The organism is Bradyrhizobium sp. BWA-3-5, assembly GCF_032917985.1.
Lineage (GTDB): Bacteria > Pseudomonadota > Alphaproteobacteria > Rhizobiales > Xanthobacteraceae > Bradyrhizobium.
The window spans coordinates 4,607,452-4,622,738 of sequence record NZ_CP136626.1 but is presented as its reverse complement, the minus strand read 5'-3'; the positions used below and the strand labels follow the sequence as shown (position 1 = coordinate 4,622,738).

Genomic DNA, 15,287 nt, shown 5'->3' with positions numbered 1-15,287 from the left:
TTGCAATGAGAAGCGTAGGCATCGGAATCATCGGCTGCGGCAATATCAGCTCCGCCTATCTGACAGCGGCGCAGCGCTTTCCGGTCATGGAAGTCAAGGCGCTCGCCGACATGCGCAGCGATGTCGCCGAACGCCAGGGCGCCGCCTTCGGGCTGCCGGCGATGCGGGTCGATCAATTGCTGAAGCGCGACGACGTCGAGATCGTCGTCAACCTGACAGTGCCGCTCGCCCACACCGACGTCAGCCTGGCGGTGCTGAGCGCCGGCAAGCACGTCCATTCCGAGAAGCCGCTCGGTATCAACGTCACGGAGGCGCGCAAGGTGATAGAGCTCGCCGCGCAAAAGAACCTGCGCGTCGGCTGCGCGCCCGACACGTTCCTTGGCGGCGGTCACCAGACCGCGCGCAAGCTGATCGACGACGGCGCGATCGGTACGCCGGTCGCGGGCAGCGCCTTCTTCGGCTGTCCCGGTCATGAGCGCTGGCACCCGGCGCCGGGCTTCTACTATCTGCGCGGCGGTGGGCCGATGCTCGACATGGGGCCCTATTACATCACCGACCTCGTGCAACTGCTTGGTCCGGTCGCCAGCGTGATGGGCTCGACGGCGCGGCCGAAAATTGAGCGGCTGGTCACCAGTCAGCCGATGAATGGCACGCTGATTCCGGTTGAGGTTTCGACGCATGTCGCGGGCATGCTCGAATTCGAAAGCGGCGCGGTCGTCTCGATCGGGATGAGTTTTGACGTGCCCAAGCATCGGCATGCCCCGATCGAGATCTGGGGCGACAAGGGCAGCATGCTGGTGCCGGACCCGAATCGCTTCGGCGGCGAGGTGCTGGTGGCCAGAACCGGCGGCGAATGGGAAGCGGTGCCGCTGACGCACGGCCATGTCGAGGGCGAGTTCCGTTCGATCGGTGTCGCCGACATGGCGTCCGCGATCTTGAACAACCGGCCGCATCGTGCCAGCGGCGCGCTCGCTTTCCATGTGCTGGAGGTGATGGAGGCGTTCCAGACCTCCGCCGATGAGGGGCGGCGCGTCAAGATCGAGAGCCGCGTCGAGCGGCCGGCGATGCTGCCGGCCGGACGTGAAACCGGACAGGTCGACTGAGGACAAGAACATGCGCAAGGCAATGATTGTGTGGGGCGGTTGGCCGGGACATGATCCCGATCTCTGTGCCTCGATGATCCGCAGCTGGTTGAAGGCGGAAGGCTTTGAGGTGCGGATCGAGACCACGACGGCGGCATTCGCCGATCCCGCGATCCACGATCTGTCGCTGATCATCCCGATCTATACCATGTCGAAGATCGAGAAGGCCGAAGCGCTCAATCTCTGCGCTGCGGTGCGCGGTGGTGTCGGTCTTGCCGGCCATCACGGCGGCATGTGCGATGCATTCCGAGATTCCGTCGACTACCAGTTCCTGTGTGGGGGACAATGGGTCGCGCATCCCGGCAACATCATCGACTATAAGGTCGACTTGACGAAGCCGGATGACCCCATCATGAAGGGCCTAAAGAGCTTTGAGCATCGTTCCGAGCAGTACTATATGCATGTCGACCCGGCCAACGAGGTGTTGGCGACGACCACCTTTACCGGCGAGCACGCGCCCTGGATCGACGGCGTCGTGATGCCTGTGGTCTGGAAGAAGCGTTACGGCGAGGGCAGGGTGTTCTATTCCTCGCTCGGCCACCGTGCCTACGAGCTTGACGTGCCCGAGATCCGGACGTTGATGACCCGCGGCATGCTGTGGGCGGCGCGCGAATGACGGGCGCTGCGCCGCAACCGCCGGTCCGTGCCACGCTCGAGGACGTCGCGCGGGCGGCGGGCGTTTCGCTCGCGACCGTCGATCGCGTCGTGAACCGGCGCGAGGGCGTACGCGCCAAGACCGTCGCGCGCGTCGAGGCCGCGGTGGCAAAACTCGGCTATCGCGCCGATGTCGCGGCCGCGCGGCTGGCGCGCGGGCAGACGTTCCGTCTCGCCTTCGTGCTGCCGACCGGCAGCAACAGCTTCATGACCGACCTGACCGAGCAGGTGCAGCGCACCGCGGACTGGCTGGCAGGCCAGCGCGGCTTCATCGATATCCTGCATGTCGACGTGTTCGATCCGGACGTGCTCGCCGGCGTGCTGGAAAATTTGTCGCCGGCCTATCAGGGCGTTGCCGTCATCGCACTCGATCATCCCAGGGTGCGCGCCGCGATCGACGAACTCGCCGCGCGCCGGGTCGCCGTGGTGACGCTGGTGTCGGACGCGCCGAGTTCGCGCCGCCTGCATTATGTCGGTATCGATAACCCTGCCGCAGGGCGGACTGCGGCAACGCTGATGGGACGTTTTCTTGCCGGCCGCAACGGAACGGTCGCCGTGATCGCGGGATCTTTATCGCTGCGCGATCATACCGAGCGTCATTTCGGTTTCCGCCAGATCCTGTCCAGCGAATACCCGAACCTGCTCGCGCTGCCGGTCATCGAGGGCCGCGACGACAGCGAGCGCACGCGGAAGCTCACCACCGAGCTGCTCGCGCGCCATGCCGATCTGCGCGGCATATACTGCTGCGGCGCCGGTAACCGCGGCATCGCCGATGCGCTTGAGGCCTCCGGACGCGCGCGCGAGGTGGTCTGGATCACCCACGAGCTGACGCAGTACACGCGGCGTTTCCTGGTCCGCGGCACGCTCGATGCCATCATCAACCAGGATCCAGGCCACGAGGCACGATCGGCGGCGCGTGTCCTGCTCGCGCATTGTTCGGGCGAGCCGATCAGCCCAGACCAGGAGCGCATCCGCATCGACATCTTTCTGCGGGACAATCTGCCGTAACTTCGGGCTCGAAGCTGATGCGCATCGTGCCCGCGAATGTTCGTCATTCATTTCCCGCGTCTGCGCATCTTGCGCGCTGACGCAGCGGCCCGCCCGGCCGTCATCTCAGCCTGCAGCAGCAGCAACAGGCAGCCGGCCAGCCGTTCCTCCATCTCGTGGTCGTGGACCGACAGCGGGCCGGGGTCGTTGAGGATGGCGTTGACCAGCGTGCCCAGCACGACCTGAAAGCCGAAAGCGATGGCGCGGGTCTTGGCGGCCTTGTTGCCGGGGCCCATGGCGGCGAGCAGGATCGGGGTGGCATCAGCTACATTGGCGCGCGCCAATGCCTTAAAGGTGGACCAGCGGTCCGGCCGTGTGTCGTCGTGCTGAAGGGCGGCGCGCAGCACGCCTTCATGGTTGCGGATCCAATGGGTGGTGCCGCGGACGAGGAGGCGGCTGCGCGCGGCGAGATCGGCGTCGGCCAACCGGCCGTCGTCTTTCATCCGCGACAGTCGGCCGGCGCCGTCGCGCGCGGCAAGTTCGATCAGCGCATTGAAATAGGCGTCCTTGCTTTCAAAGCGGCTGTAGAAGGCGCCGACCGTGGCGCCGACCTTCCGGCACAGCATCTCGATCGACAATTCCGCAAGGCTGTGCGTGCGCAGCATCTCCGCGCCGGCCTGGAGAAGGGCGGCGGTGGTCTCGCGGCTGCGCTGCTGCCGTGACGGGGTCACGCCGGGAAAGTCTGATATGGCCGCCGCGGATTGCATCGAGGGCTGCATCACGGAACTTGCGTCTCCTTCGGAAACAATCATAATTATAATTCGGATTATGGTTTTTGGCAACGCGCTTCCGGGCGTTTGGCCTGGAGCCCGCGAACCCCTGATCAACCGCGGGGCGCATCCCTCGACAACGGGAGGAAAGCATGACGACAGGCAGTGCAAAACCGTTCGGAGGCACCATCGGCAAGACCGTGGCGGGCTCAATGCCCTGGTGGCCGGAGGCCAAGCGGCCGCCGCGCGGCGCGCCGAACATCCTTCTCGTGCTGTTCGACGATGTCGGCTTTTCCGACTTCGGCTGCTACGGCTCGGCGATCAAAACACCGACCATCGACAAACTTGCCGCCGAGGGCCTGCGCTATTCCGGCTTCCATACCACCGCGATGTGCTCGACGACACGTGCGGCGCTGCTCACCGGGCGCAACCATCATTCGGTCGGCGTCGGCTGCCTCGCCAATTTCGATAGTGGCTATCCCGGCTATCGCGGCAAGATCGCGCGCGAGGCGGGGACGCTGGCTGAAATGTTGCGGCCGCACGGCTATCGCAACTACATGGTCGGCAAATGGCACGTCACGCCGCTGACCGAAAGCGGCGCGACCGGGCCGTTTGACGGCTGGCCGCTCGGCCGCGGCTTCGACCGCTTCTACGGTTTCCTTGATGCCGAGACCGATCAGTTCGCGCCGGAACTGGTTTCCGACAACGCCCATATCGATGTCCCCGGGACCTATGCGGAGGGCTATCACCTCACATCCGACCTAGTCGACCAGTCAATCCGCTTCATCGCCGATCACGTCGCCGACCGGCCTGATATTCCCTGGCTGACCTGGGTGGCGCTCGGCGCCTGCCACGCGCCGCACCAGGCGCCGATCGGCATCATCAAGAGCTATGATTCCATGTTCGCCCATGGCTGGGACGTCGAGCGCGAGCAGCGGATAACGCGGCAGAAGGCGATGGGCATCGTGCCGCCGGAAACCCGGCTTCCCGCGCGCAACGACGGCGTCAAGGCGTGGGACGAGTACAGCGCGGATGAACGGCGCGTCTTCACGCGGCTGCAGGCGGCGTTTGCCGGCATGCTCGATCACGCCGACCAGCATCTGGCGCGGCTGATCGGCTTCCTCGACACTGCCGGCATCCGCGACAACACGCTGGTCCTGGTCCTCTCGGACAACGGCGCGAGTCAGGAAGGCGGCCCCTGGGGTTTCGTCAACGCGATGGGGCCGTATAATTTCCGCCCGGAGCCGATGGCGGAAAAGCTGCGAAGGATCGACGATATCGGCGGTCCGGACTCGCACAGCAATTTTCCGCATGGCTGGGCGATGGCGTCGAACACGCCGCTGCGCCGCTACAAGCAGAACACCCATGGCGGCGGCATTCGCGATCCCTTCATCATGAGCTGGCCGAACCGGATCAAGGCAAAGGGCGAACTGCGCCATCAATTCGTCCACGCCTGCGACCTGACGCCGACCCTGCTCGACCTGATCGGGATCGAGGCGCCGGCCGAAATCGGCGGTGTCGCGCAGATGCCGCTCGAAGGAGAGAGCTTTGCGCGCTCGATCAGCGATCCATCCGCCCCCTCAAAATCGTCGCCGCAATATTTCGAGATGTTCGGCCATCGCGGCCTCTGGCATGACGGCTGGAAGGCGGTGTCCTTCCACCCCTCGGGCACGCCGTTCGAGAACGACAAATGGGAGCTGTTTCACCTCGCGCAGGATTTTTCGGAAACGAACGACCTCGCGGAAAAGCACCCGGAGCGATTGGCGGAAATGATAAGACGGTGGTGGAGCGAGGCCGAGAAGCACAATGTGCTGCCGCTCGACGACCGGTTCGGCCCGCGCTTTGCCGAGAACGCGGCGCGCTTCCACGGCGCGCGCAACAAGTTCACCTTCCACGCCGGCATGGGCCATGTGCCGACCGACGTCGCGCCCGATGTGCGCAGCCGCAGCTACACCATCGAGGCCCATGTCGAGATCGGCGCTGAGGGGGCCGAGGGCGTGCTGATCGCCCATGGCGACGCCACGTCAGGCTATAGCCTCTACATCAAGGATGGCCTTTTGGTGCACGACCTCAACATCGGCGGCGGCCATGAGATCTTGACTTCCAATCGCAAGGTGCCGGCGGGCGCACACCGGCTCGGCGTCCATGTCGAGCGTCTGGTGCGCAAGGAAGCGCCGGCCAAGGGCGCCCGCACCGGCGTGACGGCCTATACGCTGCTGATCGACGGCGAGCCGGCCGGCACGCTCCAGACCCAGCTCGCCTTCAACAATTTCATCTCCTGGTCCGGCCTCGACATCGGCCGCGACCGCTCCAGCCCGGTCTCGCATTACGAGGCGCCGTTCGAGTTCACCGGGCAATTGCTGCGGGTGACGGTCGACATGCACGATGACCAGAAGCTGGACGGCGAGGGGGTTGGCGCGGCCGAGATGGCGCGGCAGTAGGGCAGCTGACCGAAGCTGTCGTCGCCCGCAGGCGGGCGATCCAGTATCCCAGAGACGCCCGCGATGAAAACGAGAGCCGCGGCGTACTGGGTTCCCCGCCTACGCGGGGAATGACAGTTTGGGCGGGGCGAGACTGCCTAATCCGCGAAACCAACGTCAAGTCATTCGGCCGCCTGCTTGACCGAGCGGTGGGCGTCCAACTGGGCTTCATGGTCAGGATTGGACGAACGGCCCCATCGTGCAAACGCATTAGAAAGACGGTCGAGATAGAGATAGACCACCGGCGTGGTGAACAGCGTCAGCGCCTGGCTGACAAGCAGGCCGCCGACCATGGCGTAGCCGAGCGGCTGGCGGATTTCCGATCCGGTGCCGTTGCCGAGCATCAGCGGCACGCCGCCGAGCAGGGCTGCCATCGTCGTCATCATGATCGGACGGAAACGCAGCAGCGCCGCCTTGCGGATCGCCGCTTCCGGCTCCAGGTTTTCGTCGCGCTCGGCCGTGATGGCGAAGTCGACCATCATGATGCCGTTCTTCTTCACGATGCCGATCAGAAGCACGATGCCGATCAAGGCGATCAGGCTGAAGTCGAACCCGAACAGCATCAGGATGGCGAGCGCGCCGACGCCGGCGGAGGGCAGCGTGGACAGAATCGTGATCGGATGGATGTAGCTTTCGTAGAGGATACCGAGGATCAGATACACCACGACGAGCGCCGCGAGGATCAATAGCGGTACGGTGCCGAGCGACTGCTGGAATGCCTGCGCGGTGCCCTGGAAGCTCGAATTGAGCGTCGCCGGCGCGCCGAGTTCGACCATCGCCCGCTGCACGGCGTCGGTCGCCTGTCCGAGCGCCACGCCCTGGGCGAGGTTGAAGCTGATCGTGGTCGCCGGAAACTGGCCCTGATGGCTGATCGACAGCGGCCGCACCGGCACGCTGGTCCAGGTGGCAAAGGTCGACAATGGTACCTGGTCGCCGGTCGTGGGCGATTTGACGTAGATCTTGTTCAGCGTGTCGATGCTGCCCTGCAGCTCCGGCAGTACCTCGAGCACCACCTTGTAGGTGTTGAGCTGGGTGAAATACTGCGTCACCTGGCGCTGGCCGAACGCGTCATAAAGCGTGTCGTCGATCAGTTGCGGCTGGATGCCGTAGCGCGCGGCGGTGTCGCGGTTGATCTTCAGCTCCACCGTGGTGCCGTTGGACTGCTGGTCGGTGGCGACGTCGCGCAGCTCGGGCAGCGTCTGCATCTTGGCCAAAATCTTCGGCGCCCATTCGTTCAGCTCCGCAAGGTCAGCGTCCTGCAGCGTGAACTCGAACTGGGTCCGCGTCGGCCGGCCGCCGAGCCGCACGTCCTGCGCCGCCTGCATATAGAGGCGGGCGCCTTCGACCTTCTCCAACTGGGGACGCAGCCGGGCAATGATCTGCTGCGCGGTCGCCTTGCGTTCGTCGCGCGGCTTTAGCGTGATGAAAAGATTGCCGTTGTTGCCGGCGCGGCCGCTGCCGCCGATCGCCATCGCGACCGAAGCGACATCCGGATCGGCCTGCACGATCCGGCCGAGCTCCTCCTGACGCCGCGACATCTCGGCGAATGAAATGTCCTGGCTCGCCTCCGAGGTCGCCGTGATCAGGCCATTGTCCTGCTGCGGAAAGAAACCCTTCGGGATGATGACGAACAGGTGGACCGACAAGGCCAGCGTCGCGAAGAAGATCATCAGGGTGGTGAACTTCCAGCGCAGCGCGAGGTCGAGGCCGCGTTCATAGGCGCGCAGCATCGCGTCAAAGGCGCGCTCGCTCCATTGGTAGAACCGGCCATGCCTGGTCTCGCCATGGGCGCGCAGGAAGCGCGAGGCCATCATCGGCGTCAGCGTCAGCGCCACGATCATCGAGACGAAGATGGTCATTGCCAGCACCACGGCGAATTCGCGGAACAGCCGCCCGATGATGCCGCCCATCAACAATAGCGGGATCAGCACGGCGACCAGCGAGACGCTGATCGACACGATGGTGAAGCCGATTTCGCTGGAACCCTTGAAGGCGGCCGCGAGCGGCTTTTCGCCTTCCTCGATGTAGCGCGTGATGTTTTCCAGGACGACGATGGCGTCGTCGACCACGAAGCCGACCGCGATGGTCAGCGCCATCAGCGAGAGATTGTCGAGCGTGTAGCCGAATACCCACATCAGCGCGCAGGCGCCGAGCAAGGCCAGCGGCACCGTCACCGTCGGGATCACGGTGGCCCAGAAGCTGCGCAGGAAGATGAAGATCACCATCACGACCAGCGCGATGGTCAGGAGCAGGGTGAACTGCACGTCCTCGACCGCGGCGCGGATGGTCTGGGTGCGGTCGCTGATCACCTCGATCTTGATCGCCGGCGGAATCGCCGCGACCAGCCGCGGCAGCGTCGCGTTGATCTTGTCGACGGTGTCGATGACGTTGGCGCCAGGCTGCTTGAAGACCACCAGGAACACGCCGCGCTTGCCGTTCGCCCAGGCCGCCTGCTTGGCGTCTTCCGGCCCGGTGACGGCCTGGCCGATATCTCGGATGCGCAAGGGGCCGCCGTTGCGGTAGGCGATGACGACGTCGTTCCAGTCCTTGGAGTTCGGCAACTGGTCGTTGGCGTAGATGGTATAGGCGCGGTGCGCGCCGTCGATATTGCCCTTTGGACTGTCGACGGTCGTGATCGCAATCTGGCTGCGCACGTCTTCCAGCGACAGGCCCTTGGCCACGAGCTTCGCCGGGTCGATCTGGATCCGGATCGCCGGCTTCTGCTGCCCGCCGATGATGACCTGGGCGACGCCGGAAATCTGGCTGATCTGCTGCGCAAGCTGGGCATCGACGGCGTCGCTCACAGTGGTGAGCGGCAGCGTGTCTGACGTTGCTGACAACAGCAGGATCGGCGAATCCGCCGGGTTGACCTTGCGGTAGGTCGGCGGCGAGGGCAGGCTCTTCGGCAGCTGGCCGCTGGCGGCATTGATCGCGGCCTGGACGTCGTTGGCGGCGGCATCGATTGGGCGGTTGAGGTCGAACTGGATGGTGATCGCCGCGGTGCCGAGATAGCTCGTCGAGGTCATCTGCGCGACGCCGGGAATTTGCGCGAGCTGACGCTCCAGCGGCTGCGCCACTGAAGATGCCATCGTTTCCGGGCTGCCGCCAGGCAGGGAAGCCGAGACCTGGATGGTCGGAAAGTCGACCTGCGGCAGCGGTGCGACCGGCAGCAGCGGATAGGCGACGAGGCCGACGAACAGGATCCCCGCCATCATTAGCGAGGTGCCGATCGGATAGCGGATGAAGGGGGCGGAAATTCCCTCGCTCATTCGCCGGCCGCCTTGCTCTGGGCCTGATCGGCGCTTGCGACCGCGGTCGTCACCAGCGTGCCCGGCTGAACCTTGAACTGGCCCGCCGTGATGACCTGCTCGCCGGGCACCAGCCCTTCGTCGACGACGGAGCGGCCGTCGATCGAGCGCGTCACCTTGATCTTGCGGAGCTCGGCCTTGTTCTCCTTGTTGACCAGATAGGCGTAAAGGCCGTTGGGGCCGTGCTGAACGGCGTCGTCCGGGATCACGGTGGCGTCCTTCAGCGTCGCGACGAGCAGCCGGGTCGAGACCGACTGGCCCGGCCACAGCGCGTGGTCCTTGTTGTCGAACACCGCCTTGAGGCGGACGGTGCCGCTCGACGTGTCGACCTGGTTGTTGATCAGGGAAAGCGTGCCGGTGGAAAGCACCCGCTTGCCGTCGGTGGAGAGCGCGATCGTTCTGGGAGAGCCGGCGTTGAGCGCCGCCTTGATCTCGGGCAACTGGTCTTCCGGCGCGGTGAAGATCACCGTGATCGGCTCGATCTGGGCGATGGTCACGATGCCGGTCTGCGTCGCGGCATTGACGATATTGCCGACATCGACCTGGCGCAGCCCGACGACGCCTGAGATCGGCGCCTTGACGGTGGCATAGTCGAGCTGGGTCTGCGCATTCTCGATCATCGCAGCGTCGGCCTGGATCTGCGCCGTCAGTTGCGCCACGGTCGAGCGCTGCGTGTCGGTCTGCTGCCGGGTCGCGAACTCGCCGAGCTTGGTGTAGCGCTGCAAATCGAGGTTGGCGTTGGCGAGATTGGCCTCGTCCTGCGCCTTTTTGGCCTTGGCCTGATCAAGCGTCGCCTGGAACGGCCGCGGGTCGATCTCGACCAGCGTGTCGCCTTCCTTGACGACCTGGCCTTCCTTGAAGGCGACGCGGTTGATCTGGCCGTCGACGCGGCTGCGGACGACGACCGTATTAAAGCCCTGCACGGTGCCAAGACCGGTCAGATAGACGGGAAAATCGGCCTTTTCGACCGCTGTGGTCCGCACCGGAACGGCGGCGCGGGCAGGCGAGGCTCGCCGCGCCTCAGCTTGCGCCTGATGGTCCGCGCCGTGAAAGCGCTGCCAGCCCAGATAACCCAGTGCAGCGGTCGCTGCGATCAGCAAGACCCAACGGACGGTGCGCGACCTCGACATAGCGGCTCACGGATTGACGGAGTTTCCCCAATGCCACGGATATAATGTTCGTGAGCGCGTCGTGTACAAACACTAAGGCTTGAGAATCCTAAACAATTGGAAAGGTTTGCACCGCCGGGCGTGCGACTTTGACGCCACTGTCCGCAGGCTTGCGATCTCTGCGTGTCCTTTTGCAAGCGGGGTTGAATGCGAGGAGGTTGTCGTTCATATCGCGCGCTTCAATGCTGACGAGGATCGGGAGTGCGCGATGGACGAACTGAACGGACGCATGATGGCGTGTCAGATTCTGATCACGGGACTGATCGCGCGCGTCGCAAACGATTCTCCCGACCCACTCCGATTCCTCACCGACTTTCGCGACGAGATCAAAGCCGTCGTCAAAGGCGTCAATATCGCCGGCATGGAGAACACCGAACGCGTTCGGCAGGTCGCGCAGTCGACCGTCGACGAATTGTTTTCGCTGATGAAGCCGCCGAGCAGTGAAGAATAGCGAGGAGGCGAAAACGCAATCCATCTCTGATTTTGCAGCGTTTGCTACGTCTCTTTAGAACGATTATTAGAACGCTTACAAATTAGATTTAGAACCGTTTCAAACTACCAATTTAGAATCGTTGTGATCTGGACCGATTCAATCGCAGTGTTGCCCCGATCGCGTTGACCCGAAAATTTCCGCTCGGTACCTACCGCACGGGACCATTCGCCGCATATCGATTTGCCGCGAATTGAAATTGATCAGGGGCACGTGATGAATGTTGTGAAGGCGCCGAGGTCGCTTCGTCTTGAAGCGGCGGTCTACTCACTCGGTCAGACGGTTGAAAGCAATTCCGGCAAGAAGGTCTCCGCAGTGGCGGGCCTCATTGCCGTCGCGTCGTTCTCCGGCGCTGAAGCGCAGCAGTCAAGCCTCCCGCCGGTGACGGTCGATGCCCCCGTCGCTCGCCCGCGTCCTGCCGCTTCAAGGCCCTCGGCGGATCAGCTCCGCGCCCGCAGCGCGCTGCGCCGCGCCGCCCGCCGCGCGCAGCCGGCGCAGGTCGCCGCCGTGCCGTTCCCCAACGCCGGCGCTCTGGCAGCCGACGCCAACCCCTATGCCGATGCGGCGGCGCCCTACAAGGTCGACCGCCTGCAGGCCTCCGGCAAGTTTCCGGAGCCGCTGCTCAACACGCCGAAGACCATCACGGTCATGAGCAAGGAAGTGCTCGCGGACAAGAACATCACCTCGCTGCGCGAAATCGGCCGCTCCACCGCCGGCGTGACGCTGGGGTCGGGCGAGGGCGGCAACGCGTTCGGCGACCGCTTCTTCATCCGCGGCTTTGACGCCCGCAACGACGTCTTCATCGACGGCATCCGCGATCCCGCGGTCTCGATCCGCGAAAACTTCTTCACCGAGCAGATCGAGATCCTGCGCGGCCCGGCCTCGTCCTATGCCGGCCGCGGCACCGCCGGCGGCGCCATCAACATCGTCACCAAGCAGGCTGCCGACCGCAACTTCTATAATGCCGAGAGCACGTTCGGCACCGACCATACCAAGCGCGTCACGCTCGACGTCAACCAGGTGATCTCGCCGACCTTTTCGGTGCGCACCGGCGGCATGTTCCAGGACGCTGGCGTCGCCGGCCGCAACTACGTGACCGACGATCGCTGGGGCGGCTTCATCTCGACCAAGTGGACGCCGACCGACAGCATCAAGATCACGACGAACTACGTCCACACCGATCTCAGCGGCTATCCGGATTTCGGCGTGCCCTATTACAAGCAAGGGAATGGGCCGGTCACCGATTTCGGTGTCCCGCGCGAGACCTGGTACGGCTTCCTCAACCGCGACTTCCAGACGGCGCGGCAGGATTTCGGCACGCTGACGGGCGAGTTCAAGGTCACCGACAGCATCACGGTGACCAGCCGCACCCGTGCCGAGCATTCGATGCTGGCCTATATCGGCACGCTGCCGAACACGACAGCGGCGCAAACGGCGAATCCCAACCCGCTGACGTGGACGTTCACCGCGAGCCCGCAGAGCCGCAACCAGTGGGTCGATATCCTGGCGAACCAGGAAGATGCCACGTTCAAGTTCGTCACGGGGTCGGTCAAGCACACGGCGACGGTGGGCGTGGAATTCGCCAACGAGCGCATCGGGATCGACCGCTATACGGGGCTTTCATCGGAAGCGTTTGGCAACAACCCGCCGGTGAATGGCTCGTTTCAGAACCAGTCGATCTATGGGCCAACCTACACGTTCTTCCCGTTCGGCATTCCGTCGCTTGCCGGCAACCCGGTCCGCTACAATGTCGACAGCAAGGCCTTCTACGTCATGGACACCGCCAACTGGCAGGACACGATCATCCTGAACGGCGGCGTGCGCTACGACGGATACGACATGCGTGGGGCGAACAACACGCAATCGTCCACGGTCAATTCGGATTTCGTCAATTATAACGTCGGCGCCGTCTTCAAGCCGATGCCCATCGGCAGTCTGTATGCCGCCTACGCGACGTCGACCAACCCGTTCGGCTCCGAACTCGATGCGACAGGTTTCGATTATGGTGGACTTCCGCTGACCGGTGTCATCTTTGGTCCCGAGCGCAACAAGGCGGCCGAAGTCGGCACCAAGTGGGAGCTGTTCGATCGCCATCTGCTGGTGACCGGCGCGCTGTTCCATACCGAGAAGGACAATGCGCGCGAAACCGTGCCCGTGAACGGCCAGAACACGCTGCAGTCGGGCGCGGCCTACCAGGTCGAGGGCATCGACCTCGAGGTCAGCGGCAAGATCACCGATCGCTGGAGCGTGTTCGGCGGCTTGGTGCTCATGCGGTCGAAGGTCACGCAGTCTGCAATCCCGGGCAACATCGGACTGCAGATGGCCAACATCGCCCATGAATCCTTCAGCATGTTGAGCAAGTATAAGTTCGACAATGGCTGGGAGCTTGGCGGGCAGGCGGTCTATCGCTCGAAGATCTATGGCGGCACCTTTGGCGCCAACCAGGGTACGGAGCTTCCGAGCTACTGGCGCTTCGATGCCTTTGTCGAGAAGAAGCTCGACAAGAACTTCACCGTAAAACTCTACGCGCAGAACCTGACCAACAAGCTGTACTACGACACGCTCTACCGCAGCGCCGTGCCATTCGTCGCGGTCGCCCCAGGGCGGGCATTCTACATCGTCACCTCTGCGAAGTTCTGATCGTGCTGGTCTGCGTCCCCAACGTGCTGAGCAAGGATGATGTGGCGGACTTCCGCCGCATCATGGACGCCGCCGACTGGGAGGACGGCCGTTCCACCGCCGGGGCGCAGTCGGCGAGGGTCAAGCGCAACGAGCAGCTTCCGCCTGATGGCGAGGTTGCGCGCGCACTTGGCAATCGGGTGCTTTCGGCGCTGACGGCCAGCCCGAAATTCATCTCGGCGGCGATCCCGCTGCAGATCTTCCCGCCGCTATTTAACCGCTACGTGGCCGCTGGCGGGCACCATTTCGGCCTCCATGTCGACAATGCGGTGAGGGGAGATCGGCTCACTGGCTTGCGGATCCGGACCGACCTGTCGGTGACGCTGTTTCTGTCCGAACCTGACGAGTACGACGGCGGCGAGCTGGTGGTGGAGGACCTCTATGGTTCCCACGAAATCAAGCTCGCAGCCGGGGACCTCGTGCTTTATCCTGCGTCTAGTTTGCATCTGGTAACGCCGGTCACGCGCGGTATGCGGGTGGCGTCTTTTTTCTGGCTGCAGAGCATGGTACGGGATGCGCATGCCCGGAGCCTGATCTTCGATCTCGATACGTCGATCCAGGCCCTGGTGGAGCGGCTGGGACGAGACGACCCTGAAACGGTCAAATTGACCGGTATCTATCACAACCTGATCCGCTACTGGGCCGAAGTATGAAGAACATGCCGTTTTCTCGCGCGACGACTTTTGCGGTGATGGCCGCGCTGGCGATGCTGGCGCTGGCGGCGCCGTCCATGGCCCAGCAGAATGCCAGCCCTGCAGCGCCGTCGGCGCCCGTGGCCCAGCAGGCGCCCGCGGGATCGCAGCCCCCGGCTGCGCAGCCTCAGCAGGCGACAGCGCCATCTGCACCTTCAGATGCCGCGGCGACACCGGTCGAACGTGAGGCGAAGGCTTTGAAGGCGGCCACGGCCGAGCTCAAGGAATTGTCACCCTGGACGATGTTCAAGTCGGCCGACGTGGTGGTCAAGGCGGTCATGATCGGCCTTGCCTTTGCATCGCTGGTGACCTGGACCATCTTCATCGCCAAGATGATCGAGCTGGCCGTGGTGCAGCGCAAGGTGCGCTCGGCGCTTGGCAAGATCGCCGACGCGCGGTCGCTGGCTGAAGCGCAATTCGCGCTGGGGGCCAAGGGCAGCGTGCTGGCTGCCTTCCTGGCGGCGGCCATGCGCGAGGCGCGGCTGTCGGCGGGCATCTCCAGCGATGCCGGCATCAAGGAACGCGCCGCCTCGAGCTTTGCGGAAATCGTCCGCGCCGAGGCGCGGCGTATCCGGCTCGGCATGGGCCTTCTGGCCACCATCGGCGCGACGTCGCCCTTCGTCGGCCTGTTCGGCACGGTCTGGGGCATCATGAACAGTTTTATCGGCATTTCGAAATCGCAGACCACGAACCTTGCCGTGGTGGCGCCCGGCATCGCCGAAGCGCTGCTCGCCACCGCGATCGGTCTGGTCGCGGCGATCCCGGCCGTCATCATCTACAATCACTTTTCGCGGGTGACCAAGGGCTATATGGAGCTGGTCAGCCGTGCGTCGGGCGCCGCGGGCCGGCTGTTGTCGCGCGATCTCGACCGCACCCATGTCAGCGGGCAACATGTCCGCGGAGCGGCGGAGTAGGC

General features: G+C 64.3%; 11 protein-coding genes. 8 read left to right on the top strand and 3 right to left on the bottom strand.

All coding sequences use genetic code 11. The features are described 5' to 3' along the window. The first annotated feature begins 5 nt into the window (after positions 1 to 5). From RX331_RS22485 to RX331_RS22475, 3 genes are read left to right on the top strand one after another with little or no spacing between them, the layout of a single operon-like run. Positions 6 to 1,103, top strand: a complete 1,098-nt coding sequence (locus RX331_RS22485; RefSeq protein ID WP_317252097.1) for a Gfo/Idh/MocA family oxidoreductase — start codon at positions 6 to 8, stop codon at positions 1,101 to 1,103. Positions 1,104 to 1,113: 10 nt separating this feature from the next. Further along, positions 1,114 to 1,758: a ThuA domain-containing protein gene (locus tag RX331_RS22480; protein ID WP_317252096.1), complete on the top strand. Its 645-nt coding sequence runs from the start codon at positions 1,114 to 1,116 to the stop codon at positions 1,756 to 1,758. Further along, positions 1,755 to 2,804 (top strand): LacI family DNA-binding transcriptional regulator, encoded by a 1,050-nt coding sequence (locus RX331_RS22475; RefSeq protein ID WP_317252095.1) that lies wholly within the window; start codon positions 1,755 to 1,757, stop codon positions 2,802 to 2,804. The genes RX331_RS22480 and RX331_RS22475 overlap by 4 nt, the downstream gene beginning before the upstream one ends. 47 nt (positions 2,805 to 2,851) lie before the next feature. On the opposite strand, the gene RX331_RS22470 is transcribed toward RX331_RS22475, so the two are convergent. Continuing rightward, complete coding sequence (locus RX331_RS22470; protein ID WP_317258211.1) at positions 2,852 to 3,562, bottom strand: TetR/AcrR family transcriptional regulator; 711 nt, start codon at positions 3,560 to 3,562, stop codon at positions 2,852 to 2,854. A gap of 143 nt (positions 3,563 to 3,705) precedes the next feature. Between RX331_RS22470 and RX331_RS22465 the strand changes: the two genes are divergently transcribed. Beyond that, on the top strand, positions 3,706 to 5,994 hold the full coding sequence (locus RX331_RS22465) for an arylsulfatase (RefSeq protein ID WP_317252094.1): 2,289 nt from the start codon (positions 3,706 to 3,708) through the stop codon (positions 5,992 to 5,994). 161 nt (positions 5,995 to 6,155) lie between these two features. Here RX331_RS22465 and RX331_RS22460 read toward each other — a convergent pair whose 3' ends face one another. Both RX331_RS22460 and RX331_RS22455 read right to left on the bottom strand, forming a co-directional pair. After that, positions 6,156 to 9,302, bottom strand: coding sequence for a multidrug efflux RND transporter permease subunit (locus tag RX331_RS22460; protein ID WP_317252093.1), 3,147 nt, complete (start codon positions 9,300 to 9,302; stop codon positions 6,156 to 6,158). Next, complete coding sequence (locus RX331_RS22455; RefSeq protein ID WP_317252092.1) at positions 9,299 to 10,471, bottom strand: efflux RND transporter periplasmic adaptor subunit; 1,173 nt, start codon at positions 10,469 to 10,471, stop codon at positions 9,299 to 9,301. Before RX331_RS22455 ends, RX331_RS22460 begins: the two co-directional genes overlap by 4 nt. Positions 10,472 to 10,718: 247 nt before the next feature. Here RX331_RS22455 and RX331_RS22450 point away from each other — a divergent pair, with 247 nt between their 5' ends. The 4 genes from RX331_RS22450 (at position 10,719) to exbB (ending at position 15,285) form a co-directional block, all read left to right on the top strand. Beyond that, on the top strand, positions 10,719 to 10,961 hold the full coding sequence (locus RX331_RS22450; protein WP_317252091.1) for a hypothetical protein: 243 nt from the start codon (positions 10,719 to 10,721) through the stop codon (positions 10,959 to 10,961). Positions 10,962 to 11,216: 255 nt separating this feature from the next. Further along, entirely contained in the window at positions 11,217 to 13,640 is a 2,424-nt protein-coding gene (locus RX331_RS22445; protein ID WP_317252090.1) for a TonB-dependent receptor, read from the top strand. A 2-nt stretch (positions 13,641 to 13,642) separates the two neighbouring features. After that, entirely contained in the window at positions 13,643 to 14,332 is a 690-nt protein-coding gene (locus tag RX331_RS22440; RefSeq protein WP_317252089.1) for a Fe2+-dependent dioxygenase, read from the top strand. Next, positions 14,329 to 15,285 (top strand): tonB-system energizer ExbB, encoded by a 957-nt coding sequence (exbB, locus tag RX331_RS22435; protein ID WP_317252088.1) that lies wholly within the window; start codon positions 14,329 to 14,331, stop codon positions 15,283 to 15,285. Before RX331_RS22440 ends, exbB begins: the two co-directional genes overlap by 4 nt. Positions 15,286 to 15,287: the final 2 nt, after the last annotated feature.

What these genes read in the sequence shown, in the direction of transcription:
- RX331_RS22485 (WP_317252097.1), top strand. Translation starts at nt 6, where the DNA reads ATGAGAAGCGTAGGCATCGGAATCATCGGCTGCGGCAATATCAGCTCC.
- RX331_RS22480 (WP_317252096.1), top strand. Translation starts at nt 1,114, where the DNA reads ATGCGCAAGGCAATGATTGTGTGGGGCGGTTGGCCGGGACATGATCCC.
- RX331_RS22475 (WP_317252095.1), top strand. Translation starts at nt 1,755, where the DNA reads ATGACGGGCGCTGCGCCGCAACCGCCGGTCCGTGCCACGCTCGAGGAC.
- RX331_RS22470 (WP_317258211.1), bottom strand. Translation starts at nt 3,562, where the DNA reads ATGCAGCCCTCGATGCAATCCGCGGCGGCCATATCAGACTTTCCCGGC.
- RX331_RS22465 (WP_317252094.1), top strand. Translation starts at nt 3,706, where the DNA reads ATGACGACAGGCAGTGCAAAACCGTTCGGAGGCACCATCGGCAAGACC.
- RX331_RS22460 (WP_317252093.1), bottom strand. Translation starts at nt 9,302, where the DNA reads ATGAGCGAGGGAATTTCCGCCCCCTTCATCCGCTATCCGATCGGCACC.
- RX331_RS22455 (WP_317252092.1), bottom strand. Translation starts at nt 10,471, where the DNA reads ATGTCGAGGTCGCGCACCGTCCGTTGGGTCTTGCTGATCGCAGCGACC.
- RX331_RS22450 (WP_317252091.1), top strand. Translation starts at nt 10,719, where the DNA reads ATGGACGAACTGAACGGACGCATGATGGCGTGTCAGATTCTGATCACG.
- RX331_RS22445 (WP_317252090.1), top strand. Translation starts at nt 11,217, where the DNA reads ATGAATGTTGTGAAGGCGCCGAGGTCGCTTCGTCTTGAAGCGGCGGTC.
- exbB (WP_317252088.1), top strand. Translation starts at nt 14,329, where the DNA reads ATGAAGAACATGCCGTTTTCTCGCGCGACGACTTTTGCGGTGATGGCC.